We start from the raw sequence: 25,411 nt of genomic DNA, 5'->3' as shown, positions 1-25,411 counted from the left end.
GAGTTTCCTCAGGGCGAAACGCCATAAAACTGATTCAGGCCCTCGCGTTGAAGATCCCAGCTATCGGAGCTGTCCGGCCAGTGGTTTTTGTCGAAGCCGGGTGCGGTTTTAAGGGTGGATCGATCGATTTGTAGGACGTAATATTCGCTATCTGCCTTCCAGTGCAGTGCCCGCCATGGAATGGCGAACAACTTGTCGCCCATTCCCATCATCCCGCCAAAAGAAACGACGGCATAGACTACTTGGCCGTTATCGGGATTCAATACCAGATCGGTAATTTCGCCCAGTTTGTCGCCGCTCGGATTTTTGACGGCCGTACCCATGATTTTGCTGGCGCGGCTGATCTGCTGCATCGCCAAATTCGATGTTTGGGTAGGCTTGGCCGACTCCTTTGGATTTGCATCCTTGAATTCGTTAGGATTTTCCTTTGAAAATCCTACGGTTAGGCACGCAATGCTGATAAGCGAGGCGACTATCGTGGCTTTTATCGATTTCATGGCGTTCTTCTGAATAGTTTAAATGGGGAAACCCGTTTACTTTCGAGACAAATTGGGCGCGCGACATTGGCTAACTTCCTGCTCACTCTATTGAAAGTCGTTGGCTTTGTCGGTTCGATAGCAAACATAGGGCCGACGAGGCCTTAAAACCATCTCAATACCCTGTTCGTACCACTCCGTAACAAGCGTCGGATCGGGTTATCCGGCAGCGCCTAAAACGCCAGTTTTCTAGCTAGTAGCCTATGTGCGTTGCCGTACCGACTACGGCCGCCGGTGAGCGTATTGTTGTGGCTCGGCGACGGAAGAGCATTCCGCGCCGTGTTGGCACACTTACCATTACCGGGGGATTTATGAACAAAGATCAAGTGAAAGGCCGCGTTGAAGAAGCCGTCGGCAACGTCAAGGAAACCGTCGGCAAGATAACGGACGACGAAAAACTGGAATTGGAAGGCAAGGTCCAAAAAAAAGTCGGCAAAGTCCGGGCGGGTTTTGGCGATCTGAAGGAGGATATCAAAAACGCCTGACAGAAACCGGCGCGGTCAGGCAATTCTGCCGGGCCGCATCGTTTAGTTCGTTCGACTATTTCCACTACCATCTTTCGGGAAACAACTATGAAACTTACCAATATGACATGTAAAGCGCTATGGATCGGCATTGCCTTGAGCGTGGCTTCCATGGGCGCTTACGCCGCTGAAAGCCATATGGCGCAAGCGCTCAAGCATGCGGAAGCCGGGGCCAAGGCTTCGGACGCCAAAGCCATAACCGAACATGCGGAGTCGGCGAAAAGCCATGCGACAATCGCCGAAGAACACTTGAAAGCTGGCGCGGTCAGTTTGGATTCGGCCATCGAGCATGGCAAGCAAGGGCACGCCGATTTAGCGAAAAAGGCGGCGGAAGAGGCGGTAACGCATCTGAAAGCGGCGCAGTAACCGTCGCGTCGGATAAAAATCCGGCAATGAACCCATTAATCGGAGACAAACACCAAGTGACCGGATCATCCTCGGCAACACTGTTATCGTTCGTCTCCGGTTCTTTGCGCCGTCGGTTGACGGGTATTTCGGGAGCAAAAAATGCTTGAAACATTAGCGGTTCTATTGGTTGTCCTGTGGTTATTGGGGCTGGTTTCTTCATATACGCTCGGAGGATTCATTCATCTGTTATTGGTTATTGCGCTGATTGTCATCTTACTGCGGGTGATACAGGGTCGGCGGGTCTTGTAGCCATCGGATTCGTGGAAAATCGTCGCCGTCATTGCTGGAGTGAAACTATATGAGCGCACTGAAGATTATGGCCATCGTGCTGATTATCGTGGGAATATTCGGATTGGCGTACGGCCGTTTCAGCTATACCCAGGAAACGCAGGAAGCCAAACTGGGGCCCTTCGAGTTAACGGTCAAGGATACCGAGACCGTCAAGATCCCGGTTTGGGCCGGCGTGGCGGCGATTGTGGCGGGCGCAGGGTTGTTGCTGTTTGCTAGCAGGAAGACCTAGCGGCGACTACCGGGTTGGGCCGAGCAAAAGCGGCTGGCTGCTTTTAGCGCTGGTCGTTGCGCGGTCGATAGAAGGCGTTGATCGTCCAGGCCAGCGGCAATGCCGTATATAAAGTATGAACCGAGGCCATGAGGTTAAATAGGGTCATTAACGGGGTTTTCGTGGCGGTAGGATTTGTGCGGCCGGCGGTATCGGCCGCGGGCGAGGGTTGAGACTCGGTCAATTCGCCGACGATGAAGCCGGTCGCGCTCGCTAACAGCAAGCTGGCAGGCGCGGTCATTTGGCGATGTATATTGTCAATCAGCACGGCGGCGGCTGTTTCCACCTGTCGTCGACGGCTTGAGAGTTGCCGTTCGGCATGTCGGATGCGCTCGTTTAACGAAGCGGTTTCATGTCTTTCGGTAGCGAGCGCGAGGCGGGTCGTTTTCACGATGGCTTCCCGGTTTCTTGTTTCGGCGGTATCGGTTCGAGACTGCGGAGGATCGCGGGGAATGCCAGATATTGACTCTTACGGCGTATCGCGGCGGCAAGAACCACCGCAAATAGCAAGTTGCCGGCGGCGGCCAGTAGTAAGGCACTGCTGACCGCCAGTCCGTTTTCGATCAGCCACAATACGGCTGCGGCCACCCATCCCAGCCAAGCAACGATCAACAGCACGGCAATCGATACGCCGGCTGCGACCATATCCACCAGATTCAAACCCGCGCGTTGCGTTTCCAGTGCCGCAAGCTGGATGCGATCATGGCTTAAGCCTCTCAACTCGTGCCACAACGACTGGATGTCATCCAGCACGCCGGGCTCGCGAGGCGATTCGTCGGGTGGGCGGTCATCAATGGTGCGGTCCGGATCCATGCGGTTTGGCGTTTATCGATTGCTTAATAGGCGGCTCAGCACGAAGCCGGCGGCTACCGCGATACCCAGCGATGCGACCGGATTGTCGCGGATGTAACCCTGGCAATTTTTCATCAAACGCTGCTCGACGTTTTTCAGTTGTTGGCCTTTTTCTTCAAGCGCATCTGCGGCCTGATTGGAGACGCTGGTGAGTTTATCGACAGTCTCGTGTGCGAAATTCGATGCTTTATCTACGGTTTCCATGATGGTTTCCTGGGTTATTTAAGACGCATGTCGTTTTTGACCGACTCCACACCTTTTACACTGCGAGCAATCTCGACGGCTCGATTAATGTCCGCCCGATTACTGACGAAGCCGCTCAATTGCACGACACCCTTGAAGGTTTCGACATTGATTTGTCCCGATCTGAGATTGGGCTCGTCGAATAGCATCGCCTTCACCTTGGTGGTGATGACGCTGTCGTCGACATATTCGCCGGTTCCCTCGTGCTTGGACGTTGAAGCACAGCCGGTTGCGGTGATTAATGCGAGGGCCACAATAAATGCGGTTAACGCTTTGCTTAGTTGTTTCATGATGAGTTCTCCGATTGAAGAAGCGCTGATTAAGTCTCTCGACAGGCTCCGCCGCGTGGGCGGTTTGGATAGATGAACGGCGCGTGGTTGATAGCCGTTCATGGCGAGCTTGTCGAATCGTGGGCGGAATCAACGGATCGATAGATTCCTTGTGAAGCACTCTAGCCGCAACGTTGATCTTCGTCGGTACGCTAACGAACATACTCGTAGCGGATTTAGCGATTCACTCGATAAGCATTAACAGTGGGGATTTTTAGGCTATGTGCGGTAACGCACCGACGCCATGCGGATGTTGCAGTTAAGCTACAACTGAGATTTTGTAACAACATATCCTGCTTTTTCGTTGCTCATGAGTGAAGGGGTAACCGTTGCTTCGAGAAGGTGAGTGCGTTTCTGGAGTCCGGCGACGAGAGGATGTGGCGCGTGGACCTCGATTTTTTACATTTAACGAAAGGTAAGCATCATGCTGAAACTAAAACAATGGGGCATAGTATCGTTGGTCGGCGCGGGTTTCCTGCCGTTGGCCCAGGCCGCCGATCAATTCGACGACAATCGTTGGTACGTCGCGCCTTTCGCTTCGTTCGTGAATACCGGTGGCGATAGGCATGCTGCCGATGGCTGGGGGGGCGGCGTCGGCGTCGGCAAGATGATCGATAAACATTTCAATGCCGAATTGAAGGCTTTTTATGAAGGTTTCGGCGGCGATAACGGACCTTGGGACTTGGTTGGCGGTACGGCCGATCTGCAATACTATTTTTTCCGCGACAAGTTCTCACCGTATGCGGTGGTGGGTTTGGGTGGCATGAATACTTGCGCTTCCGCCAACTGCGGCGTGGGCTTCATCGGCGAAGCCGGCGTGGGGGCCAGTTACGAAGTTAACGATCACTTGTTGATCCGCAGCGACGTACGCTACCGCTATAACAATAATCTCAATGCCCACGTTCAAGCCGGTACCGACGAGTTTCACGACATGACGGTTAATTTGGGTGTGGTGATACCGTTCGGCGACAAGCCTAAATACGTGGCCAGATCCGAAACCCGCATGGAAATAGCTCCGGTTACTGCGGCCAAAGTCGATTGCAGCAAGCTCGATGCCGATGCCGACGGCGTCAACGATTGTCTGGATAAATGCCCCGGCACCATCAAGGGCGCCATGGTCGATGCCAAGGGCTGCGCGGTCAGGCTGATCCTCAGAGGTCAACACTTTAAATATGATTCCGCTGAACTGAGTTTGAATGCCAAGGAATTGCTGGATGGCGTTGCCAGGGATCTGATGGCCTTCCCGCAGAAAAACGAAATCGAAGTGCAGGGGCATGCCAGCAGTGAAGGCACGGATTCCTATAACATGAAGTTATCGGAACGCCGGGCGCATTCGGTGGTGGAATATCTGAAGATGAAAGGCGTCACCAATAAACTGTCCGCGAAAGGTTACGGGGAAACGCAGCCGATTGCCGATAACGCGACCGAGGCGGGTAAATCCGAAAATCGCCGGGTCGAATTGATCTGGATTGAAGAATGATGAATTTTTAAGCCAAAAGCGCTTGGGATTTAAACGAAAGCCTGCTGTTGAAGCGGGCTTTTGTCATAAAAATCAAATGCACATTTTCAGGTATTTGCGTCAAACGCCGTTTGGCGGAATTCAAGCGCGGCGACCGGCCTCCACTAGGCGTCGCATCGCCGACTGAAAAGACACACCACATCTCCCAGATTATTGCGGCAAAAGTGAATATCGCTTGCGCCGCTACCTTCCTCGGTATTTACACAAGCAAGCACAGACCATTCCGGCGCAATAGAATCTCGGTCACGGCCGGCAAATGGCGTTAAGTGCGCCCTATGAATATTGATTCCCTGTTCGGACCAAAAGCGTTATGTCTGTTAACGCACCGATAGAATGATCGTACTGTGTTATCTTGAAAATTATTAAGGACGGAGAACTAATTGGTCTGCAAACCTTATAAAACCTATCTAACAGATTCGCGCAAAGAGATGACAAAAATGTAGTGGCGTGTTTATCTGCATTCTTCCAATTCCAAGTGAGCTGAAAAATGGTTAAAACTCAAGCTACCACTGTAGGTTCCGACGCCTTAACGCTTATCAGCTCGCATCACCTAGCCTCCAAAGTCAAATCCCGTGCCGATAGCAATAGTACGCCGCCTATCATTGCTATAGGCGCATCGGCGGGTGGCCTGGATGCCCTGGAACATTTTTTTGCCCAGGTACCGCCTGCTAGCGGTGTGGCATTCGTCGTCATTCAGCATCTCGATCCCAATCATCAAGGCATGCTTCCGGAATTGTTGCAGCGCGTGACGCCGCTGACCGTCATTCAGGCTGGCGATCGCATGGCCGTCAAACCGGACTGGATTTACGTCATTCCGCCCAATAAGGATTTATCCATACTGCACGGCAAACTGCACCTTCTCGAACCTCAGGCTCTTAGAGGCTTGCGATTGCCAATCGATGCGTTTTTTCGCGCATTGGCCGACGACCAGTATGAACGGGCAATCGGCGTGATTCTGTCGGGTATGGGGTCGGACGGTACTCTGGGACTGCGCGCGATCAAGGAAAACGCCGGCTTGGCTCTGGTGCAAGCGCCGGAATCCGCGCAATTCGATTCGATGCCGCGTAGCGCCATTGACGCTGGTTTGGCGGATATCGTGGCGCCGCCACATGAGCTATGGGCAAAGATACTGGCTTATCTCCAGCACAGTCCGCGCGGTCTGCATGCAGTGACGAACATGGGTTTGGAATTGAAAAGCCGAAGCGCGTTGGAACAGATTGTTATCCTGCTGCGCGAGCGCACCGGTAACGATTTTTCGCTGTACAAAAAAAACACCATCTATCGCCGTATCGAACGGCGCATGGGCTTGCACCAAGTGGACGCGATAGCCAAATACGTGCGCTATCTGCGCGAGAATCCCCAGGAACTGGATTTGCTGTTCAAGGAATTGCTGATCGGCGTCACCAGTTTCTTTCGCGATCCTGCGGTTTGGGAGTCGCTAAAGAACGAGGCGATCCCGGCCTTGCTGGCCGAATATCCAGCCGGTAAAGCCCTGCGGGCCTGGGTGCCGGCTTGTTCGACGGGTGAGGAGGCCTATTCCCTGGCCATGATATTCAAGGAAGTATTGGCGGAAACCCCGAGTCCGCTGCCGTTTAAACTACAGATTTTTGCCACCGACCTGGATCAAGATGCCATCGACAAGGCGCGGCAAGGGTTATATCCGGCCAATATCGCCGGCGATATTTCCGAGGACAGGCTTAGTCGATTCTTTACCATCGATGGCAGCGGCTATCGCATTAAAAAGGAAATTCGCGAGATGGTGATTTTCGCCCCCCATAACGTGATCATGGCGCCACCATTTACCAAACTGGACCTGCTGTGCTGCCGCAATCTATTGATTTACTTAAGTCAGGAATTGCAGCAAAAACTAATTTTGCTGTTCCATTACACCCTCACCAGCCACGGCATTCTGACGCTTGGCAATGCCGAAACCATAGGCAATGCCAATCACTTATTTAGCGCGATCGACAATAAATTGAGGCTTTATCGGCGCATCGACACGCCTTTTCCGTTGAATGTCGACTTCCCCACCAAATATTTTCCTGTCGCAACCATGGTCGAAGAAACCGAAAAAAACCAACCTATCGCCAACCTGCAAACCCTGGCCGATCAATTACTGTTGCAGCACTTTGCGCCGGCGGCGGTATTGGTCAATGCCGATGGTGACATCCTTTACATCAGCGGCAGGACCGGTAAATATCTGGAGCCGGCCGCCGGCAAAGCCAATTGGAATATTCACGCCATGGCCCGCGAGGGATTGCGAAACGAACTGATGGGGGCGCTAAAGAAAGCCAGAACTCAATGCGACGTCGTGCAGATACCGGGACTGACGGTCGCGACGGACGGCGGTAGCCAAACCGTTAATTTGACGGTGCAAGCCATTAACAAACCCGATGCGTTAAAGGGCATGTTGATGGTGGTGTTTACCGATGTTGCGACACCACCGGCCGGTAAAATGTCGCGCAAGTCGCCGAACGCGGCGCAGAAACTACTCCAGGCAGAGCTGCTTCAAGCCCAGGAAGATTTACAAACCTTACGCGAACAAATGCAGACTTCGCAGGAAGAGCTCAAATCCGCCAATGAAGAGCTGCAGTCGACCAACGAGGAGTTGCAATCCACTAACGAAGAGTTGACTACGTCCAAAGAAGAGATGCAATCACTCAACGAGGAGCTGCAAACGGTGAATGCCGAATTGCAGGTCAAGGTCGACGATCTGTCGCGGGCCAGCAATGACATGAACAATCTGTTGAACAGCATGGAAATCGCCACGGTATTTCTGGACAGCGCGCTCAATATCCGCCGTTTTACCAGCCACATCAGCCGTTTGTTCAAGTTGATCGCCGCCGATGTCGGTCGGCCGCTGTCCGACATCGTCACCGATCTGGACTATCCGGAATTGCAACAGGACGCTCAAGAGGTGTTGCGTACGTTAGTGTTCGTTGAAAAACAAGTCAGAGCGAGCGACGAATGCTGGTTCAAGGTGAGGATCATGCCGTACCGGACTCAGGACAATTTGATCGACGGCGTGGTCATTACCTTTATCGATATCTCCGAAACCAAGAAGTTGGAAGCCGAATTAAGGAACAGCCATGAAAAATCGGGATAACGCCGCTGACCATAAATGGGACCTGCGCCAGCGTGCCGAAAAGCAGTTGGGTGATGATGAGCCGGACAAATCGGTTGATCCAAAACAACACCGTTTGCTGCATGAATTACAAGTGCATCAGATCGAGCTGGAAATGCAGAACGAGGCCTTGCGGGATGCCCGCGCCAGCGCCGAGCAGGCCTTGGAACGCTACGCGGAACTGTTCGATTTTGCGCCGATTGCCTACCTTACCCTGGGGGATGACGGCTGCATTCATCAAACCAATTTCAGTGGCGAGCGTTTGTTGGGAGTCGAACTCATCAAGATAAGCGGACGACGCTTTGCCGAATTTATTGCTAACGACTATCGGCCGGCATTCCATCAATTTCTGCAACAGGTCTTTGCCAATGTCGGCGTACAGCATTGCGAGATGGTTTTGGTATCGGGCGGTATCACCCGCTGGGTGACCATCGAGGCGAATGCCGATAAGCATAATCGAACCTGTCTGGTAGCAATGGTGGACATCAGCGAGCGCAGACGCAACGAGCAAGAATTGCAATTGGCGGCGACCGTCTACTTGGCTATCGAAGAGGCGATTATGGTTGCCGATGCCGACAGTCGAATTGTCGCGGTCAACCCTGCATTCAGCAAACAGACGGGGTATTGCGCGGAAGAAGCCATCGGGCAATCGACCTCGCTGCTGAAATCCAGTCGTTACGATGAGACTTTTTTTCAGCCGATGTGGCAAACCTTGAATCAAACGGGCCAATGGCAAGGCGAGCTATGGAACCGCCGTAAAAATGGCGAGGAATTTCTGGCCCGTTTAGCCATCAGCACCGTGTATGGCGACAACGGTCAGATCGTTAGACGGGTGGCGATGTTTTCCGACATTACCGAACAACGACGAGCGGAGGAAATCATTCAGAGACAAGCCAATGTCGATCCGCTTACCGGCCTGCCTAACCGGCGCCTGTTTCTTGATCGCTTGCAGCGAGCCATCAATAAAAGCCATCGCGGCCATCAAAAACTGGCGTTGATGTTCTTGGACCTTGATCATTTCAAAGACATTAACGACACCTTAGGGCATGACGTGGGCGATTGCTTGCTCAAGGAAACCACGCAACGTCTGATGGCCTGCATCCGCGAAACCGATACGCTGGCGCGGCCAGGCGGCGACGAATTTACCCTGATCATGGGTGAATTGCAGGACATCAACAGTATCGAGCGGGTTGCTCAAGCCATTCTGCGGACCATGACGGCGCCGTTCCAGTTGAAGGATGAACGTTGTTACATCTCGGTCAGTATCGGCATCGCGCTGTATCCGGACGATGCCGCTAATCTGGAGGATTTGCTGAAAAAAGCCGACCAGGCCATGTATGCCGCCAAGAAAATGGGACGCAGCCGGTTTTGTTACTTTACGCCCGCGATGCAGGAAGCCGCGGAAATTCGTTTGCGGCTGACCAATGATCTGCGCCATGCCTTGGTCGAAAAGCAAATCTGGGTGGCGTATCAACCCATTGTGGATCTGGCCTCAGGCGCGATTTACAAAGCAGAAGCGTTGATACGCTGGGAACATCCAACCCGCGGCCTCATCAATCCCGCCGAATTCATTCCCATCGCCGAAGACACCGGACTGATCACCGAAATAGGTTCCTGGGTGTTTCATCAAGTGGCTGAACAAGTCGCAGCCTGGCGCTGCAATCATCACGCTCAGTTTCAGATCAGTATCAATAAATCGCCCGCCCAGTTTCACAACAATAGCGACAAACTGGGCGACTGGTTCGACCATTTGCAGCGTCTCGGATTGCCGGGCGGTTGCATTGCGGTGGAGATTACCGAAGGGCTGTTGCTGGATGCGTCCAATACCGTCGCCGACAAATTGCGGGCCTTTAAAAACGCAGGCATGCAGATGTCATTGGACGATTTCGGCACCGGCTATTCGTCGCTGTCCTATCTGAAAAAATACCACATCGATTTTTTGAAGATCGATCAGACCTTTGTCTCCAACCTGACCGCCGGTTCCACCGATATGGCTCTGTGCGAGGCTATTATCATGCTGGCGCACATTCTGGGTATGAAAGTGATTGCCGAAGGCGTGGAAACCGAGGCGCAGCGAATTTTATTAACCCAGGCCGGCTGCGATTACGGACAAGGCTACCTGTTCTCGAAACCGGTCACGGCCCTGGAGTTCGAGAAACTGTTCAGTTCAACTCAGGCCTGAAGCTGTATGCGCTGATTTCTTGATTGACTCATTCGCCTCTGCTGGCGTCAACGAATTTCTCCGTCTCGTCATCCAATTGCCGACTGGCTCGTCCCAACGGTTGATGGACATATAGCGATTGCGACAGCGCCTTGGCGCTGGCGAATTGAGTATCGCGAACCGGCGGTTTCATTTGGTATTTGACCGGCATTTGGTGATCGGCCAGTTGCAGTGCCGGGTTGAAGACCTTGTCGAACTTCCATAAGTTGCCGACGAAATTGGTTTGCCCGCGCAACAGGTTGCCGCCGATGTTTTTTGACAGTTTTTTCATCGCCGTCCAGCCCATGTGCTTGGTGAACATCACCCGTTGGGTTTCAATCAATTCGGCGTAAAACTCTTCGATCGGCATCCGCGTCGGCAGCACCGCATGTTGTATGTCGAACAGGCGGTAATCACGGGTGGTCAGCTGGCGCGATTCGGTCAGCCAGCTTTCGGTGCCGGGGTAGGGCGTATTAATGCTGATATTGACGATTTCCGGCACCTCCTTGCACCATTCGCGGACCACTCTGAACCGCTCGTGATCCCAATCGGTGTCGGCGATGATATTGATGGCGACCATAATGTCCAGCGAGCGGGCAAATTCCAGCGCTTCGAAATTACGGCTCAAGTCAATGCGTTTGCGGTATTTTTCCAGACCGCCCTCATCAATAGCTTCAATACCCAAAAACAGATAACTCATCCCCAGCTGTTTCCAAAGCCTGAAGACGTCCTTATTGCGGAGCAGCACATCGCCTCGGGTTTCCAGATAATATCTTTTGCGGATGCCTTTTCTGATCAGCGCTTCGCCGATTTCAAAGCCCATTTTCTCCTGGATGAAGGCGACATCGTCGACGATGAAAACGCCCGGTTCACGGATGAGTTGCATTTCCTCGACAACTTTGTCCGGACTCATCACCCGATAGCTGCGGCCGTAAAAAGTCCAGGCGCTGCAGAACGAACAATCCCAGGGGCAGCCGCGGGAAAATTCGATCGATGCGCATGGGTCGAGCATGCCCAGAAAATATTTCTTGCGGTGTTTGAGCAGATCCCTGGCCGGGGACAAGTCGTCCAAATCGGCAATGAAGGTCGGTTGTCCACCCGCGCCTTTCATGGTCACGACGCCTGGAACGCTGTGAAGGTTGGCGCGGTCGTCTTTCAGGGCGTCCAGCAACAACGGTAGTCCCGATTCGCCCTCGCCCTTCATGACGGCATCGATTTTGCCTTCGCCGTGTTCCAACAATTCTTCGGCGGTGAAGGAGGCGCTATGACCGCCGATGAATACAAAACTGTTCGGCAAACGATCTTTTGCAGCCTTGGCCAGATCGATTACCTCCGGCACATTGGCCAGATAATTCAATGAAAAGGCAACGATGTCGGGTTGCCAGTCATTCAGCAGCCGGTTCAAGTCTTGCTGCGATTCCACCTGCAAATCGATCAGACGAACTTGGCAACCGGCGCGGCGCGCGGTATCGGCGACCAATTCCAAACCGAGCGGTTCGAGCCGCAAAAACACCTTGGTATACATCAACGGGCCGGGATGAACAGCAAGAAACTTCATGGCATTGACTCCTCGATGGGTAATGACTGTTCGCGGCGTTCCATGCTTCAGCATCAGCATAAACGTTTGCTGGTAACCTTGGATTCGAGTTCACTATAAGAACCCAAGTCGCGGCGGTCAAACTTAATTAATTCAAGGAATTAGACGGTGGCAAAGGGAGTTGTCTTATGTTCGATAGCGTACAGACCAGGCTCGATCAGGCTTTTAGAATGGCGTCAAGAGTACAGCGCACTGCCTATAGCGATTTCGAAGTTTGTCTAGCGGCAGTGTTTTCGCTCCAATTTGACGCGATTTTAAAAACACAAGCCAACAGGTAAGCCATGAACACCATCAATCAGCACACGCAAAACAAATTACTCGCCTTAAGTTGCATCCTTATAGCCTTGGGGCTTGGCGCCTGCCAACCCGAGCATTCGGCGGAGAAGGCCGGGCAAAAAATCGATAAGGCCATGGACAATGTCGGTCAAAAGATCGAGCAAACCAACGAAAAAGTCGGGCAGACAGTAGATGCGGCCAAACAAACGGTCGAACAGAAGGCGGAACAAACCGGCGTAGCCATGGATGAATCGGCACAGGCCTCTAAAGACGCACTGGAAAAAGCCGGGAAACAGTTTGATAAGGCCATCAACAACAGCGAAAAACGTATCCAAGGCGCCAAGGAATCGATCGTCGATGCAGGCAAAGCGACTGGCGAATACCTGGACGATGCGGCGATCACGGCCAAGGTCAAGACCGCGCTGCTAAACGATGATTTCCTTAAACTTGCACCGATCGAAGTGACCACGGTAAACGGCGTAGTGAAGCTGAGCGGTGCCGTTGATTCCGAACAACTGATCGGCAGGGCCATTGGCTTGGTCAATGTTCAGGAACACGTTAAATCGGTGCAAAGCGAATTGACGATTAAAGCAGCCACCCCGAGCAAGCCATGAGTGGCTGTTCCGGCTTCATGTTGGTCGCCGGCATTGCACTGATGCCGGTTGTTGCCCATGCTACGGTTGCCGACGATGCATACATCGCCGGTTATGCCGCCGCCGCGTTAAAGCATGATTTAAAACTCGATATGCCGACATTGGCAGTAAAAGATGGGGTAATAACCTTGCCCGCTGCCGATCTGACAAACACGCAACGGGTCGAAGCGACCAAGATACTGTCTGAGATCCACGGTGTTAACGCGGTCAAAATAGCGGAAACCACCAGCGAGCAATCTAGGGAAGCCGCTTCACTTGCCGGTGATACAACGACGGTAACGACAGTGGATACGCTGGTATTACCGACCGGGTTGTTGCCGACAGGTCATTTGTTCAAACCCTTGTTGGCCGATCCGCGCTGGGCGCATTTTTCCGCGGCCTACCGCAATTACCAAAGCAACAATTTCGACGGCCGGGACATCGCCTCGGTGAGTTTTGGCGAAACCATCCCGTTTTATCGCGCCAACATCGGCCATTCCACCGCGCAATGGGAAACCGGCATTCAGGCCGGCGTTTTTAGCGATTTCAACCTGGACGCTGCGTCGTCCGATCTGGTCAATACTGATTTTTTCGCCGCGCTCTATTCCAGCGTACGTGCAGGGCAGTTTTCCGCGTTTGGCAGGATTTATCATCAGAGTTCGCATCTGGGCGACGAATTCTTGCTGCGTAAGCTCGACACCAAGTTCGAACGGGTGAATCTGAGTTACGAAGGGGCGGATTTGAAGCTGTCGTACGAACTGCCTTACGGCATCAGGATATACGGCGGTGGCGGTGGTTTATTTCACCGGGAACCTTCGGCACTGAAAATATGGTCGGCCCAATACGGTATCGAGTTTAGAAGTCCCTGGCGCTTGGATTTCGCGGCGATGCGCCCCATCATTGCCGCCGATATCAAGAATTACGATGAAAACAACTGGAGTACCGATATATCGGCCAGAGCCGGCGTTGAGTTCGATAACTCAAAGGTCCTGGGCCGCAAACTGCAGATTCTGGTCGAATACTTTAACGGTTACACCCCGAGTGGCCAGTTTTACAAAGACAAGGTGGAATATGTCGGTTTGGGGGCACATTATCATTTTTAACTGTCGAAAGCGGGCGCTTTGCTAAGCGCCCTGGTGGGCCGAGTGTTTTCGTTGCGATTGGGAGGCCGCTGCCAGTGGGCGTGATGCATCGTTTGCAAATCAAGCACGTAACGACTTATCGGTACAGCGAAGTTGTAAGGTTTTTGCCGCACAAATTATTGTTGCGGCCTCGCGAAGGTCACGATATTCACATTGAATCGAATCAGCTGACGATTCAACCGAACCACCGCCTGCAATGGCAGCGCGACGTTTACGACAATGCTGTCGCTCTGGTCAATTTTACCGAACCCGGCAATTGCTTATCCATCGACAGTTGGGTTGTCCTTCAGCATTACGACGACCAGCCGCTGGATTTTCTGGTAGCGGATAGTGCCGTTTTTTATCCCTTTCTTTACGATCCCGCCGAATATGCCGACCTTGGTCCTTATCTGATCCCGATTTTTATCCCCGATCCGCAGCTAGGCGAATGGTTGCGAACGATCTGGCGACCGGGCCAGGTTCTGGAAACCTATGTCTTGCTTGACAGAATCAACCGCGCCATAGCCTCAGACTTCCGTCATTTGCAACGCGATCAACCTGGGGTTCAATCGCCGTTGTTGACCTTGACGAGCAGAGCGGGTTCGTGTCGCGACTTTGCTACCTTATTCATCGAGGCGTGCCATTATTTGGGCCTAGCTGCGCGATTTGTCAGCGGGTATCAATATTCGCCCGGCTTAATGCCGATGCAGGGCGCAACCCATGCTTGGTCAGAAGCTTATTTACCGGGTGCCGGATGGAAGGGCTTCGATTCGACGACGGGTACGGTAGTCGGCAACGATCACATTGCCGTCGCCGTCGGTCGGCATCCGGAATCGGTGCCGCCGGTATCCGGTTCGTTTGTCGCCAATCGCATGGAGTTTCCGCAGATGGAAGTGGCAGTCTCGGTCACGGAAATACAGGAATAGCTACCATATTGGACAACTTCTTTAATAAAGCGGAAAAGGGTGTTGATGCAACGGTGCTCTAACGTTTGGCGATGATCTTGGAAGCGAGTATCCGGGCTGCGCGTATCCAGTAACCCCAAAGCAGGGTGCCAGCCACCACCAGTAATGCCAATACGCTGCAAGCCCAGATAAACGCGTTGACGTAGGCCACGAGCACGGCACAGGTGGCGAGGTAGAAACCCAGCAGACTGAATTGCCAGCCTATCCGCATACCGTCCAACATGGTTGCCAATGACAATATCAATAGAATCACCAGACTGGCGCTAATTTCCGAAATATCGCCCGATTTATTTAATAAGGACGATGCGCCGACGATCAGCAAGGTTTGCAGCCAGTGTAAGCCCTGGATTCTGACGATTTCCCGGATGTCGTTTTCAAGGGTTTTGGCTTGCAACCAGGAAACAAAGATCGAAAGCGCGCCAAACACCAACACCATGAACATCCAGTAGCCGTAGCCATCGTGCTGTGAAAAGTCGGTAATGACGATGCCCAATAGCGATAGCATCATCATGACGACAAATACGGTTTCTTCAATGCTGAAGTGGCGCTTGTACGTACTAACCTGAAGTTCTTGTTGGTCAAGTTGCATGGTTTTTCCTCGTGGTAAAGAAGTATTGGTTCCGTGGTTAAGCAAGTCGGCACGCGAGCTTCCTTTCACGCGAGGTATTTAGGCGAAATCGACCCAAGGCGAGGTTGGCTTGGTTTATTGAAAGGCTTATTCCAGCGATAGAACCCCCGCTTGGCCAGTTCCACCACCAACAGATACGACACCGCCATTCCGGCCAGGATGAAATAGAATTGGGCAGGTGGTGGCACGAAGCCGAAGTAGTGGCCTAGCGGGGTGAACGGCAGGATGGCGCCGATCAACGCAATCGACAGCGAGGTGGCAACCAGCACCGGGTGGGCGCGGCTTTTGAATGGGTTGCCGCGAGTGCGGATGATGAAAATCACCAGCACTTGGGTGCATAGCGATTCGACGAACCAGCCGGTTTGGAAGAGGGCCTCGTCGGCTTTCAATACCGTTAACAGAATGTAAAAGGTCAGGAAGTCGAATGCCGAACTGATCGGGCCAATCACCAGCATGAAATTGCGGATGAAGTTCATGTCCAATATGCGCGGTTTGCGCAGTTCTTCCGCATCGACCTGATCCAATGGAATCGGCACTTCGGAAACGTCATACAAAATGTTGTTGAGCAGAATCTGCGTCGGCAGCATCGGCAAGAAGGGCAGGAACAGTGCTGCGCCCGCCATGCTGAACATATTGCCGAAGTTGGAGCTGGTGCCCATCATGATGTACTTCAAAATATTGCCGAAGGTGCGCCGGCCTTCCAGCACGCCGTCGTGCAACACCTGTAAATCCTGATCCAGCAAAATCATCTCCGCCGCTTCCTTGGCCACGTCGACTGCTGAGTCCACCGATAAGCCGACATCCGCCGAATGAAGCGACGGCGCGTCGTTGATGCCGTCGCCTAGATAGCCGACCACGTTGCCTCGGTCTTTCAAGGCCAGGATGACCCGGTTTTTCTGCGCCGGGTTAACCCGGCAGAAAAGGTTGGCTTTTTCGACGCGAACGCGCAAGGCGTGGTCGTCCATCGCCTCAATGTCTTTACCGGTCAACACACCTGTCACCGCTATGTTCAATTGTGCGCAGACGTGCCGAGTTACCAGGTCGCTGTCGCCGGTGACGATCTTTACCGTCACCCCGCTATTTTTCAGGGCCGCCAATGCCGCACCGGCACTTTGCTTAGGCGGATCGAGAAAGCCGGCAAAACCGGCGAAGATAAGCTCGCTTTCGTCGCCGACCACCGCATGCGGATGATCCGGCGGTACTTCGCGCCAGGCGATGCCCAACACCCGGAAGCCTTCTCGTTCCAGCGCATTATGTTGCTCGTGGATACGTGCTCGACTGACCGGATCGAGCGGCAGTTGCGCGTCGCTGCCTTGTTGTTCGTAGCGGGTGCAGAGGGTGATGATTTCCTCGGAAGCGCCTTTCACTACCAACAAGCGGCCGTTGCCTTTGTCCAGCAGCACCGACACCCGTCGCCGTTCGAAATCGAATGGCACTTCGTCGATCTTTTTCCAGGCGCCGACATCGATGGTTTCGTGGGCCAGAATGGCCTCGTCGAGCGGGCTTTTCAGGCCGGTTTCGAAGAAGCTGTTCAGATAAGCCAGTTCCAGCACTCGTGCGCTGGGCTGGCCTTGCGGGTCGACATGCTGTTCCAGTCTGATCTTGGCTTCGGTTAAGGTGCCGGTTTTGTCGGTGCAGAGCACGTCCATCGAGCCCAGATTCTGAATCGCGGCCAGACGCTTGACGATCACTCTTTTCTTGGCCATGTGCATGGCGCCGCGCGATAACGTAACCGATACCACCATTGGCAATAGCTCAGGTGTCAAGCCCACCGCCAGCGCCACGGCGAATAGAAACGATTCCAGCCAGGGTTTACCCAAATAGGCATTGACCAATAACACGAACAGCACCAGCAACACGGTCAGACGCATGATCAGCAAACCGAAACGGTGTGTACCTATCTCGAAGGCAGTCGGCGGCGGCTGGCGGGTCAGGCTGTCGGAGATGGCGCCGATCGCGGTGGCCGGACCGGTCTTTATGACGTGCATTTTCGCGCTACCGCTGATCACGGTGGTGCCCATGAATACGGCGTTGCTGGCGTCCTGCAAATCGGTGGCGTCGGCTGGTAATTCGCCCGGATGTTTTTCGATAGGGTAGGCTTCCCCGGTCAGCAAGGCCTGTTTGACGAACAGATCGCAGGCTTCTACCAGCAAACCATCGGCCGGCACCATGTCGCCGGCGGCGAGCAGCGCAACGTCGCCGGGAACTACCTCGATCACCGGCACGTCCCGTGGTTTGCCGTCGCGCATAACCCTGGCCTTGACCGAAACCGAATGGCGCAGGCTTTCGGCGGCCTTGCCGGCGCGGTGTTCCTGGACGAAATCCAGTGTGACGCTGAACAATACCATGACGCTGATAATCACGAAATTGGTGATCTCGCCGGTGAACGCGGAAATGGCACTGGCGACCAGCAATAAAATCACCAACGGGTTTTTGAAGCGGGACAAAAATTGCAGAACTAACGATTGCTGTTGGCGGTCGCGGAACAGATTGGGGCCGAATTCGGCCAACTTGGCTTTGGCTTCGGCGCTGGATAATCCGTCCATATCGTTAGCGCGTGCCGTTTTAAGTTGCGAGGCCGATTGCTGCCACCAACTTGCAGTTTCAGCGATTATTTCTTTGTTCGATATTGTCATGGGCTACTCGATGACGCAGTTAGTAGGACACTGTTCGGAAATGTTGGCAACTGCCATCGACAAATCCGGGGTGGGAGCCTGTCTCGCTGGCTGTTCTTTGGCCAGTAAGACTTTAACGCCTCAATACAGCCAAAGCCAACGATCGTCTTTCGACCGGTCCATACCGTGTTCGTGGGCATAGTTGCGACTGCCGATTTGGCGGTTGCGTAGGTAAATCATTCCAGCAGATCAGGGGTTAGTCTTGGGCGCACATCGAACCCGATGCTACAGCCTATACGGATAAGGCAAAGCAAGTCTGTGCGCTAGCGTACTTACTTAGGTCTAGTGTTAGCGGTGAAGGGATTAGGTTCTCAAGGTGAGGCGTGTAAGTACGCTGGCGCACAGACAACGACAGTGTTTGAGATTAGCCTTGGAGTAGCGCTCGATGCTGTTGAGCGCGGCTCGACTTAAGAGAGAGATTGCCTCTGCAGAGTCGCAAATAGGTTTTTCACGATGAGGTAACTATTATGAACACGATAATCACAAAGGAAAAAAACACCGAAGATTTTGCCGGACTCAAAAAACTGACCGCGACGGTTTACCTGTGTCAGGTATTAACGTTTGCCTTTGCGGGCCTACCTTTGTTGGTGGGTGTTGCCATTAATTTCATTTATCGGAGCAACGTCGCCGATACCTGGCTGGAATCGCATTTCAATTGGCAAATCAAAACCGCGTGGATGGCTTTGGCGGGATTTGCCTTTTCCGGTCTGGTGCTGATGGTGGACATGCAGATGAGTTTATTGATTTTGATTCCGACATTACTGCTTCTGATTTACAGAATCGTGGTCGGTTGGACGACGTTTTCGGCGGACCAAGCCATCGGCAGAGATATCAGCTGATGTCTGAGCGCGATTGTTGCCGGTGACTTTAGCTTAACGGGCAACCGACCCCCAGAATTCGCTCGTAGGTTTCGGTTTCGGTTCGATAACAGGCGCAAGCGGCAGTTTCCAATCCCGCTCGATCCAGAATCGTAATGTCGCCGCGCCGGTAACTGATCAACTTTTTCTGCTGTAGCGACAGCGCCGCTTTCGTGATGCCGACCCTGCGCACGCCTAATACATAAGCCAGGAAGATGTGCGTGACATGAAAGGTGTCGGCTTGCGCTCGATCATGAGTCATCAACAGCCAACGCGCCAGACGAGCCTCGACCTGATGATAACGGTTGCAGGCGGCGGTTTGCGCGAGCTGACTCATCGATACATACAGGTAGCGTTTTAACTCCAATTGCAATGCCTGGCTCCTTGCCAGTTCCTCCAGAAACAATGGCACCGCGATTCGTAAAGCGGAACCGGATCCTTGTACTAGCGCTTGAAATGGCGCGATATCGATGCCCAGCGTCAGGGTGATACCCAGTAAACCCTCGTTACCGATCAAGCCCACTTCCAGGCCACTGTTCTGATTCACAGGCGTGATCAGGGAAATAAAACTGCTGGTGGGAAAATAAACGTGATGAATACGTTCGCCGGCGAAATAGAGGATCTCGGCAAACACCAACTCAACCGGTTCGCAATGATTGAGCACGTTGTTGCGATCCATGGGGGGAAGTGCCGTCAGGAGCCGGTTGGTGGCATGAATGGATTGGTTGGATGGCAAGCTTGCTCTCCGGCGATGTCGTGGAAGCTAGACCGGAAAGTAACGTAATTGCCGGCGATTGCCGGAGTAATCATTTTCCGGGCATGGATAGAGTACGCAAGCGGAATTTTGTTGTCTGTATGTTGGCGCACGTTGGTGGGGTGCGTCCAAAAACTAAATTTCGGTTCGAGCCGGTGTTATGTGCCATAGCGTACAGACCAGGCAGAAATTTAAAGCTAATTTGTCATCACCCAGCAAACAAGATGGGGACGCTGTACGCGTTAAGTGACCATCAATTGTCGGGTGCATCTTCAATAAACTATTTATAAAGGTAACATTATGAAAATAAGTTATTTTTTGGTGGCGCTACTGTTGTCTTGCGTATCGTTGAGCGCGCAAGCTGCGGGTAGTCCGATGAACGAAAGTTTTACCAATCTGATCGCCCTGTCCAACAGCGCGGTTGAGATCGGTAAAAAAGGCGATACCCAAGGGTTTATCGACAGCACTAGAGCCGCTTGGGAAGCGTTGAAGCAACAAAACGAGAAAGGCAGTTCCATTCGCCTGCAACGGGCTAACTCCAAACTCAAGGCAGCGATCAAAGCGGCAAAAGCCGGTAATTTGCAAGAAGGCATCGCCGATGTCGAGCAAGGTATCGTGGAAATGCAGGCCGATCGCTAGGATCGAAGCTCGGACGGTGTTCGTCGGAGGTACTCGGCAAGCGGCTTTTTATTGATCGACTTGATCCTTCCCCTGCGGAACAATGAAGTGTGTTCCTAATTCAGCGACATCGGGGGGGGGGGGAAGAGTCGATCGGATTCGGCTTTGACGACGTGATAGCATTCGCAGACGCGGGCCTCCAGGCCCGCGCGATCGAGTATGGTGATGCGACCGCGGCTGTAATGTATCAATCCGGCCTGTTGCAATTTTCCCGCGGCTTCGGTGACGCCTTCGCGGCGCACGCCGAGCATATTGGCGATCAATTCCTGGGTCATGGTCAGTTCGTTTGTGGGCAGGCGATCCAGGCTCAGCAGTAGCCAGCGGCACAATTGTTGGTCCACCGTGTGGTGGCGGTTACAGACCGCGGTCTGGGCCATTTGGGTAATCAGCGCCTGCGTATACCTAAGCAACAACTGCAACATCGCGCCAAATTGGTTGAATTCCTGCATCATGAGCTGTCCCCGTAAGCGATAGGCCTGCCCCGCGCTTTGCACCACCGCCCGATTGGGCATGCTGCCGCCCCCCATGAACAATGCCACGCCAATCATGCCGTCGTTGCCGATCACGGCAATTTCCGCCGACGCGCCGTTTTCCATCACATACAACAGCGATACGATGCAGGTGAGGGGGAAATAGACATAGCGCAACTCGCCACCGGGCTCGTAAATTACCTCGCCGAGCGGCATCTCGACAAGTTCCAGATGCGGTTTTAGTCGTTGGTATTCAGCGCTTGGCAAATTAATTAACAAACGGTTAAGAGCTGAATGGTCGAGGTCGGTCATTGGCTACCTTCGAGAGAAATGGGTCATCGCGGATTGGCTCCATCAATCCGAGCTTAGTGTAGCGTCAATCGTACAGGGGGAGGGAGGTTTCGCTCTGTTCGCTACAGCACAGAGCATTTTGCCGGTTATATGCTAGATCTGGTCGTCGCGCGCGTTTGCTGGCTTTACCCGGGAGTATTGTCGCTATGTACGGCAGCGCACAGACCGTGAACGGCCCGGCGCTTAAACTGACTGTGGCGTTTTTAGCCATGCCGGCGCAATATCCAACCGCGTCGGTGTCGGTTGAAACCGCCAAGACAGTCTAACTAGGAACCATGGGGTGCCATTCGCCGCGGCAACGTCGTTACAGTTGCGGCGGTTTATTTTGAACGGCCAAGGGCCTGCGGGATACTGAACAGAGCTTACTCAGAGCAGCGAAGGCGGACCAATCTAAATCATGTTAACAGAAAACTCGTCACTGTCCGGCGCGGATATTGAGACCGCCGATTTCTGTCATTCCTCGTCAGTACTGGACAGGGCCATTGCCTCGGCCAAAGCCCAACTGCTAGGCTTGCAAAATCCGGCCGGATATTGGGTGTTCGAACTGGAAGCGGATTGTACGATCCCCGCCGAATACATCATGATGATGCATTACATGGACGAAATCGACACGGGCCTGCAGCGCAAGATCGTTAATTTTCTACGCCGCCAACAAAGCCTTGACGGCAGCTACCCGCTTTATAAAGGCGGCGAGGGCGAGCTGAGTTGTACCGTAAAAGCCTACTATGCGCTGAAACTGGCCGGCGAATCGCACGAAACGGCACATATGCGCAAGGCCAGGCTTTGGATACTTGCCCGAGGCGGCGCGGCCAAAGCCAATGTGTTTACCCGCATCATGCTGGCGATGTTCGAGCAAATTCCCTGGCGCGCCGTACCGTTTATCCCGGTCGAAATCATGTTGCTGCCCAAGTGGTTTCCATTCCATTTGGATAAGATTTCCTACTGGTCGCGCACCGTGATGGTGCCGCTGTCCATTCTTTGTTCGAACCGGGTCGCGGCGCGCAATCCGCTCAAAATCGGCGTTGCCGAGTTATTCATAACCGCGCCGGAATTGGAACGACAGTATTTTTCTCACGTCAACACTCGGTTGGGCAAGGCCATACTGGTGCTGGATCGCATCGGACGGCTGATGGAGCCCTTGATCCCCGGTAAGGTTCGCCGTAAGGCAACCGCCCAGGCGCAAGATTGGTTCATGGCCCGGCTGAACGGCTACGATGGTCTCGGGGCGATATTTACCGCGATGGTCAATGCCTACGAAGCCATGGATTATCTCGGTATTCCCGCCGACAACGAGCAGCGGCAAATCGCCAGAGCGGCGATCGATCGATTGTTGGTGGTCAAGGACGATATGGCCTACTGTCAACCCTGCGTTTCACCGATCTGGGATACTGGTCTGGCGGTGTTGGCATTGCAGGAAGCAGGGCTCCATGACCATGACGCGCAAGGACCGAAGGCCATCTACTCAGCCTTGCGCTGGCTGGCCGACAAGCAATTGGGCGACGAGCCCGGCGACTGGCAAGTTCAGCGTCCCAATCTGCGCGGCGGTGGCTGGGCTTTCCAGTTCGGCAACAGTTATTACCCGGACGTCGACGACACGGCGGTGGTTGCTTACGCGATGATGCAGGACGATAGCGAGGAATTTAGCGAGAATATTCACCGCGCAGCCAATTGGATTGCCGGCATGCAATCCAACAATGGCGGTTACGGCGCTTTCGATGCCGACAATACCCATTATTTCCTCAACCAAATTCCGTTTGCCGATCACGGTGCGTTGCTGGACCCGCCCACCGCCGATGTCAGCGCCCGCTGCATCATGTTGCTCGGCAAACTAGGTGCCCGTCATCTGGAGTATCGCGATGCGATCGACCGATGCCTGACGTATTTGCGCGACCAGCAGGAGCCGGACGGTTCCTGGTTCGGCCGTTGGGGCACCAACTATATTTACGGCACTTGGTCGGTGTTGTTGGGCTTCGAATCGGTCGGTATCGATAAACAAGATCCCGGCATCCGAAAAGCCGTTGCCTGGCTGAAATCCAAGCAACGCGACGATGGCGGTTGGGGCGAGGGCAACCTCAGTTATCACGATCCCGGCCTACGCGGCGAATTTTCGACCGGCACGGCCTTCCACACTTCGCTGGCGCTACTGGCCTTGTTGGCCTCCGGTGAAAGCGACTGTGCAGAGGTCAAAGAGGGCGTGAATTATCTACTGAAAAATCAAGGCGCCGACGGGTTCTGGCAGGACGAATGCTTTAATGCGCCAGGGTTTCCGAAGTTCTTTTACCTGAAATACCACGGTTACGACAAATTCTTCCCGTTATGGGCGCTGGCGCGCTATCGTAACGAGATTCGACGGCGCGTTGGGTAAATTGGCAACTACTTCGTTACCGACGCAATCCGCATGCAGGAGAATGATGTCATTCGTCTTTGCCATTCAGGCGAGACAGGCCTATTCGTCTAGGTCGTCCGGTTCAATCAGCTTAATTTTAGCGCGGGCACCTTTCTTTGCTTTGGGCTTTGTCTCGATTGTGACTTGTGCCGTTCCGTCTTTTTTCATGTCCAGCTTATTGGCGGCACCGGATGAGAGATCGATGACGCGATTATTGACGGTAGGGCCGCGATCATTAATAGTGACCTCGACTTGTTTGCCGTTATCCTGATTAGTGACGGTGGCTTTGGTGCCCATCGGCAAAGTGGGATGAGCGGCGGTCATCTTTTTTTGGTCGAAGGTTTCGCCGCTGGAGGTTTTCTGGCCTTGGAACCCCGGCCCATACCAGGATGCCTCGCCGACTTCCTTATTATTAACACGGCCCTCAAATACCCTGTAATTTGATAAAATAAGCGGATGGAAAAACAGAAAATTGATGCGCGGAAACTAACGATTGAAGGGCGTGCTTTATTACGTCAAATGGTGATTCGATTGCGCAAGCAGTCAGGTATGAGCCTCAAAGAGTTGGCCGATGTGGCCGGGGTTCATCATCGTACGATTGAAGAGTGGCTCGCCCGAGCCCGTAAGGAAGGCGAAGGTGCTTTACTGGAAAAAAGCCGAGGGCGTCGCGTTGGTAGCGGACGTAAACTAACCATGGCGGATGAATGCTGGTTGCGTGATCAAATCGTGGGCGAATGCCCACAGCAACTGAAGCTGCCGTTTGCCTTATGGACGCGTCCTGCGATCAAGGCACTCATCCGGGAACGCTTTGGCGTGGAGATGCAGGATCGCCTGGTGGGCAAGTATCTCAAGCGGTGGGGTTTTACCCCACAACGCCCGATCAAGCGCGCCCTGGAGCAAGATCAGGTCAAAGTCGCTACCTGGTTGGAGCAGACCTATCCACAGCTATTGGCGAGAGCCAAAGCAGAAAACGCCACGATTTTATGGGGCGACGAGACCGCCGTTAAAGAAGACACGCATTGGATTCGAGGCTATGCCCCTAAAGGCCAGACACCGGTGCTGAAGACACCGACGCGCTGGCACAAACTGTCCATGATTTCAGCCATTTCCGCACGGGGTGAATGTGCCTTTCAAATCGTCGAAGGCTCGATCAATACCCCGCGATTTCTGGAATTTCTTGGCCGCTTGATCGAAGGCGTGACACGAAAAATCTTTCTGGTGGTCGATAACCTCCGCGTGCATCACGCCAAACAAGTTAGCGAATGGCTACAGGACAAACAAGACCGGATTGAACTGGTTTTTCTACCGCCTTATGCGCCCGAATCGAACCCTGACGAATACCTCAATCGCGATTTCAAAACCGCCTTACGCAGTGGTCCCGTCAGCCAAAATGCGGAAGCGTTACTTGAAAAAGCCCACGCCTTCATGAACCGTATCGCGGCTCTACCCAATCATGTCGCCGCTTATTTCAGGCACCCAGCCGCTGCTTACGCAGCACAGGGTATTTAAGGGCCGGGTTAATAGGTTTCTTTGGAGCTTCCTGTCGAGGCACGACATCCGCCTTTTCGTCATCTTGACGGGACGGTTGATCCGAACTGCAACCGGCTACCACAAGCATATACCCCAGCAGCAACTGTTTGAAAAAAACCGAAAACCATCGATGGAAACGCATCGCCATTCTCCCGATCTACCCCTTATTGCATAAGATGCACTTGATCGATTGTCGA

At 53.4% G+C, this 25,411-nt stretch carries 25 protein-coding genes; 14 read left to right on the top strand and 11 right to left on the bottom strand.

Annotated elements, in window-relative coordinates; all coding sequences use genetic code 11:
• Positions 1–8 precede the first annotated feature (8 nt).
• Positions 9–497: a PRC-barrel domain-containing protein gene (locus tag ACR02O_RS22585; protein WP_096875993.1), complete on the bottom strand. Its 489-nt coding sequence runs from the start codon at positions 495–497 to the stop codon at positions 9–11.
• 350 nt (positions 498–847) lie between these two features.
• Here ACR02O_RS22585 and ACR02O_RS22580 point away from each other — a divergent pair, with 350 nt between their 5' ends.
• The 4 genes from ACR02O_RS22580 (at position 848) to ACR02O_RS22565 (ending at position 1,988) form a co-directional block, all read left to right on the top strand.
• Positions 848–1,021, top strand: a complete 174-nt coding sequence (locus tag ACR02O_RS22580) for a CsbD family protein (protein WP_494522428.1) — start codon at positions 848–850, stop codon at positions 1,019–1,021.
• 87 nt (positions 1,022–1,108) lie between these two features.
• Positions 1,109–1,426 (top strand): small metal-binding protein SmbP, encoded by a 318-nt coding sequence (gene smbP, locus ACR02O_RS22575; RefSeq protein WP_096875994.1) that lies wholly within the window; start codon positions 1,109–1,111, stop codon positions 1,424–1,426.
• A 141-nt stretch (positions 1,427–1,567) separates the two neighbouring features.
• Positions 1,568–1,717 carry a lmo0937 family membrane protein gene (locus tag ACR02O_RS22570; RefSeq protein ID WP_157770283.1) on the top strand — a complete coding sequence of 50 codons (150 nt, stop codon included), beginning with the start codon at positions 1,568–1,570 and terminating at the stop codon, positions 1,715–1,717.
• 49 nt (positions 1,718–1,766) lie between these two features.
• The gene (locus ACR02O_RS22565; RefSeq protein WP_096875995.1) at positions 1,767–1,988 is read left to right on the top strand and encodes a hypothetical protein; all 222 of its coding nucleotides are present in this window, start codon (positions 1,767–1,769) and stop codon (positions 1,986–1,988) included.
• A 43-nt stretch (positions 1,989–2,031) separates the two neighbouring features.
• Here ACR02O_RS22565 and ACR02O_RS22560 read toward each other — a convergent pair whose 3' ends face one another.
• The 4 genes from ACR02O_RS22560 to ACR02O_RS22545 are packed head-to-tail and all read right to left on the bottom strand — an operon-like array spanning position 2,032 to position 3,412.
• The gene (locus tag ACR02O_RS22560) at positions 2,032–2,418 is read right to left on the bottom strand and encodes a hypothetical protein (RefSeq protein ID WP_157770284.1); all 387 of its coding nucleotides are present in this window, start codon (positions 2,416–2,418) and stop codon (positions 2,032–2,034) included.
• Positions 2,415–2,840: a phage holin family protein gene (locus ACR02O_RS22555; RefSeq protein WP_096875997.1), complete on the bottom strand. Its 426-nt coding sequence runs from the start codon at positions 2,838–2,840 to the stop codon at positions 2,415–2,417. Before ACR02O_RS22555 ends, ACR02O_RS22560 begins: the two co-directional genes overlap by 4 nt.
• Positions 2,841–2,852: 12 nt before the next feature.
• Complete coding sequence (locus ACR02O_RS22550) at positions 2,853–3,083, bottom strand: ElaB/YgaM/YqjD family protein (RefSeq protein ID WP_096875998.1); 231 nt, start codon at positions 3,081–3,083, stop codon at positions 2,853–2,855.
• Positions 3,084–3,097: 14 nt separating this feature from the next.
• On the bottom strand, positions 3,098–3,412 hold the full coding sequence (locus ACR02O_RS22545; protein ID WP_096875999.1) for a BON domain-containing protein: 315 nt from the start codon (positions 3,410–3,412) through the stop codon (positions 3,098–3,100).
• Between the two features lie 463 nt (positions 3,413–3,875).
• Here ACR02O_RS22545 and ACR02O_RS22540 point away from each other — a divergent pair, with 463 nt between their 5' ends.
• The 3 genes from ACR02O_RS22540 (at position 3,876) to ACR02O_RS22530 (ending at position 10,276) form a co-directional block, all read left to right on the top strand.
• The gene (locus tag ACR02O_RS22540) at positions 3,876–4,931 is read left to right on the top strand and encodes an OmpA family protein (protein WP_096876000.1); all 1,056 of its coding nucleotides are present in this window, start codon (positions 3,876–3,878) and stop codon (positions 4,929–4,931) included.
• 526 nt (positions 4,932–5,457) lie between these two features.
• On the top strand, positions 5,458–8,076 hold the full coding sequence (locus ACR02O_RS22535) for a chemotaxis protein CheB (protein ID WP_494522427.1): 2,619 nt from the start codon (positions 5,458–5,460) through the stop codon (positions 8,074–8,076).
• Complete coding sequence (locus tag ACR02O_RS22530; RefSeq protein WP_494522426.1) at positions 8,060–10,276, top strand: putative bifunctional diguanylate cyclase/phosphodiesterase; 2,217 nt, start codon at positions 8,060–8,062, stop codon at positions 10,274–10,276. The genes ACR02O_RS22535 and ACR02O_RS22530 overlap by 17 nt, the downstream gene beginning before the upstream one ends.
• 28 nt (positions 10,277–10,304) lie before the next feature.
• Here ACR02O_RS22530 and hpnR read toward each other — a convergent pair whose 3' ends face one another.
• Complete coding sequence (gene hpnR / locus ACR02O_RS22525; RefSeq protein ID WP_096876003.1) at positions 10,305–11,852, bottom strand: hopanoid C-3 methylase HpnR; 1,548 nt, start codon at positions 11,850–11,852, stop codon at positions 10,305–10,307.
• Between the two features lie 320 nt (positions 11,853–12,172).
• Between hpnR and ACR02O_RS22520 the strand changes: the two genes are divergently transcribed.
• From ACR02O_RS22520 to ACR02O_RS22510, 3 genes are all read left to right on the top strand, one after another.
• Positions 12,173–12,781, top strand: a complete 609-nt coding sequence (locus ACR02O_RS22520) for a BON domain-containing protein (RefSeq protein ID WP_096876004.1) — start codon at positions 12,173–12,175, stop codon at positions 12,779–12,781.
• Positions 12,778–13,902, top strand: coding sequence for a DUF1207 domain-containing protein (locus tag ACR02O_RS22515; RefSeq protein ID WP_494522425.1), 1,125 nt, complete (start codon positions 12,778–12,780; stop codon positions 13,900–13,902). Before ACR02O_RS22520 ends, ACR02O_RS22515 begins: the two co-directional genes overlap by 4 nt.
• 83 nt (positions 13,903–13,985) lie before the next feature.
• Positions 13,986–14,846 (top strand): transglutaminase family protein, encoded by an 861-nt coding sequence (locus ACR02O_RS22510; protein WP_096876734.1) that lies wholly within the window; start codon positions 13,986–13,988, stop codon positions 14,844–14,846.
• Positions 14,847–14,904: 58 nt separating this feature from the next.
• On the opposite strand, the gene ACR02O_RS22505 is transcribed toward ACR02O_RS22510, so the two are convergent.
• Together ACR02O_RS22505 and mgtA are read right to left on the bottom strand one after the other, a co-directional pair.
• Entirely contained in the window at positions 14,905–15,474 is a 570-nt protein-coding gene (locus ACR02O_RS22505) for a hypothetical protein (RefSeq protein WP_494522424.1), read from the bottom strand.
• Positions 15,475–15,539: 65 nt separating this feature from the next.
• Positions 15,540–18,149 (bottom strand): magnesium-translocating P-type ATPase, encoded by a 2,610-nt coding sequence (mgtA, locus tag ACR02O_RS22500; RefSeq protein ID WP_494522423.1) that lies wholly within the window; start codon positions 18,147–18,149, stop codon positions 15,540–15,542.
• 506 nt (positions 18,150–18,655) lie between these two features.
• On the opposite strand from mgtA, the gene ACR02O_RS22495 reads away from it, so the two are divergent.
• Positions 18,656–19,027 carry a DUF4870 family protein gene (locus ACR02O_RS22495; protein WP_096876008.1) on the top strand — a complete coding sequence of 124 codons (372 nt, stop codon included), beginning with the start codon at positions 18,656–18,658 and terminating at the stop codon, positions 19,025–19,027.
• Positions 19,028–19,055: 28 nt separating this feature from the next.
• Here ACR02O_RS22495 and ACR02O_RS22490 read toward each other — a convergent pair whose 3' ends face one another.
• Positions 19,056–19,781, bottom strand: a complete 726-nt coding sequence (locus ACR02O_RS22490) for a Crp/Fnr family transcriptional regulator (RefSeq protein ID WP_096876009.1) — start codon at positions 19,779–19,781, stop codon at positions 19,056–19,058.
• Positions 19,782–20,099: 318 nt separating this feature from the next.
• Between ACR02O_RS22490 and ACR02O_RS22485 the strand changes: the two genes are divergently transcribed.
• Entirely contained in the window at positions 20,100–20,438 is a 339-nt protein-coding gene (locus tag ACR02O_RS22485; RefSeq protein WP_494522422.1) for a hypothetical protein, read from the top strand.
• Positions 20,439–20,533: 95 nt separating this feature from the next.
• Here the strand turns inward: ACR02O_RS22485 and ACR02O_RS22480 are convergent, their stop codons facing one another.
• Positions 20,534–21,259: a Crp/Fnr family transcriptional regulator gene (locus ACR02O_RS22480; protein WP_096876011.1), complete on the bottom strand. Its 726-nt coding sequence runs from the start codon at positions 21,257–21,259 to the stop codon at positions 20,534–20,536.
• Between the two features lie 436 nt (positions 21,260–21,695).
• Here ACR02O_RS22480 and shc point away from each other — a divergent pair, with 436 nt between their 5' ends.
• Positions 21,696–23,663 carry a squalene--hopene cyclase gene (gene shc, locus ACR02O_RS22475; RefSeq protein WP_494522421.1) on the top strand — a complete coding sequence of 656 codons (1,968 nt, stop codon included), beginning with the start codon at positions 21,696–21,698 and terminating at the stop codon, positions 23,661–23,663.
• A gap of 81 nt (positions 23,664–23,744) precedes the next feature.
• On the opposite strand, the gene ACR02O_RS22470 is transcribed toward shc, so the two are convergent.
• Positions 23,745–24,134, bottom strand: coding sequence for a septal ring lytic transglycosylase RlpA family protein (locus tag ACR02O_RS22470; RefSeq protein ID WP_494523479.1), 390 nt, complete (start codon positions 24,132–24,134; stop codon positions 23,745–23,747).
• Between the two features lie 6 nt (positions 24,135–24,140).
• Here ACR02O_RS22470 and ACR02O_RS22465 point away from each other — a divergent pair, with 6 nt between their 5' ends.
• On the top strand, positions 24,141–25,193 hold the full coding sequence (locus tag ACR02O_RS22465; RefSeq protein ID WP_494522420.1) for an IS630 family transposase: 1,053 nt from the start codon (positions 24,141–24,143) through the stop codon (positions 25,191–25,193).
• Positions 25,194–25,411 lie beyond the last annotated feature (218 nt).

It is taken from the genome of Methylomonas sp. PHL2-19, from assembly GCF_059331595.1.
The sequence above is the reverse complement of the archived record's forward strand: the minus strand, read 5'-3'. Positions and strand labels throughout refer to the sequence as shown.

What these genes read in the sequence shown, in the direction of transcription:
- ACR02O_RS22585 (WP_096875993.1), bottom strand. Translation starts at nt 497, where the DNA reads ATGAAATCGATAAAAGCCACGATAGTCGCCTCGCTTATCAGCATTGCG.
- ACR02O_RS22580 (WP_494522428.1), top strand. Translation starts at nt 848, where the DNA reads ATGAACAAAGATCAAGTGAAAGGCCGCGTTGAAGAAGCCGTCGGCAAC.
- smbP (WP_096875994.1), top strand. Translation starts at nt 1,109, where the DNA reads ATGAAACTTACCAATATGACATGTAAAGCGCTATGGATCGGCATTGCC.
- ACR02O_RS22570 (WP_157770283.1), top strand. Translation starts at nt 1,568, where the DNA reads ATGCTTGAAACATTAGCGGTTCTATTGGTTGTCCTGTGGTTATTGGGG.
- ACR02O_RS22565 (WP_096875995.1), top strand. Translation starts at nt 1,767, where the DNA reads ATGAGCGCACTGAAGATTATGGCCATCGTGCTGATTATCGTGGGAATA.
- ACR02O_RS22555 (WP_096875997.1), bottom strand. Translation starts at nt 2,840, where the DNA reads ATGGATCCGGACCGCACCATTGATGACCGCCCACCCGACGAATCGCCT.
- ACR02O_RS22550 (WP_096875998.1), bottom strand. Translation starts at nt 3,083, where the DNA reads ATGGAAACCGTAGATAAAGCATCGAATTTCGCACACGAGACTGTCGAT.
- ACR02O_RS22545 (WP_096875999.1), bottom strand. Translation starts at nt 3,412, where the DNA reads ATGAAACAACTAAGCAAAGCGTTAACCGCATTTATTGTGGCCCTCGCA.
- ACR02O_RS22540 (WP_096876000.1), top strand. Translation starts at nt 3,876, where the DNA reads ATGCTGAAACTAAAACAATGGGGCATAGTATCGTTGGTCGGCGCGGGT.
- ACR02O_RS22535 (WP_494522427.1), top strand. Translation starts at nt 5,458, where the DNA reads ATGGTTAAAACTCAAGCTACCACTGTAGGTTCCGACGCCTTAACGCTT.
- ACR02O_RS22530 (WP_494522426.1), top strand. Translation starts at nt 8,060, where the DNA reads ATGAAAAATCGGGATAACGCCGCTGACCATAAATGGGACCTGCGCCAG.
- hpnR (WP_096876003.1), bottom strand. Translation starts at nt 11,852, where the DNA reads ATGAAGTTTCTTGCTGTTCATCCCGGCCCGTTGATGTATACCAAGGTG.
- ACR02O_RS22520 (WP_096876004.1), top strand. Translation starts at nt 12,173, where the DNA reads ATGAACACCATCAATCAGCACACGCAAAACAAATTACTCGCCTTAAGT.
- ACR02O_RS22515 (WP_494522425.1), top strand. Translation starts at nt 12,778, where the DNA reads ATGAGTGGCTGTTCCGGCTTCATGTTGGTCGCCGGCATTGCACTGATG.
- ACR02O_RS22510 (WP_096876734.1), top strand. Translation starts at nt 13,986, where the DNA reads ATGCATCGTTTGCAAATCAAGCACGTAACGACTTATCGGTACAGCGAA.
- ACR02O_RS22505 (WP_494522424.1), bottom strand. Translation starts at nt 15,474, where the DNA reads ATGCAACTTGACCAACAAGAACTTCAGGTTAGTACGTACAAGCGCCAC.
- mgtA (WP_494522423.1), bottom strand. Translation starts at nt 18,149, where the DNA reads ATGACAATATCGAACAAAGAAATAATCGCTGAAACTGCAAGTTGGTGG.
- ACR02O_RS22495 (WP_096876008.1), top strand. Translation starts at nt 18,656, where the DNA reads ATGAACACGATAATCACAAAGGAAAAAAACACCGAAGATTTTGCCGGA.
- ACR02O_RS22485 (WP_494522422.1), top strand. Translation starts at nt 20,100, where the DNA reads ATGAAAATAAGTTATTTTTTGGTGGCGCTACTGTTGTCTTGCGTATCG.
- ACR02O_RS22480 (WP_096876011.1), bottom strand. Translation starts at nt 21,259, where the DNA reads ATGACCGACCTCGACCATTCAGCTCTTAACCGTTTGTTAATTAATTTG.
- shc (WP_494522421.1), top strand. Translation starts at nt 21,696, where the DNA reads ATGTTAACAGAAAACTCGTCACTGTCCGGCGCGGATATTGAGACCGCC.
- ACR02O_RS22465 (WP_494522420.1), top strand. Translation starts at nt 24,141, where the DNA reads ATGGAAAAACAGAAAATTGATGCGCGGAAACTAACGATTGAAGGGCGT.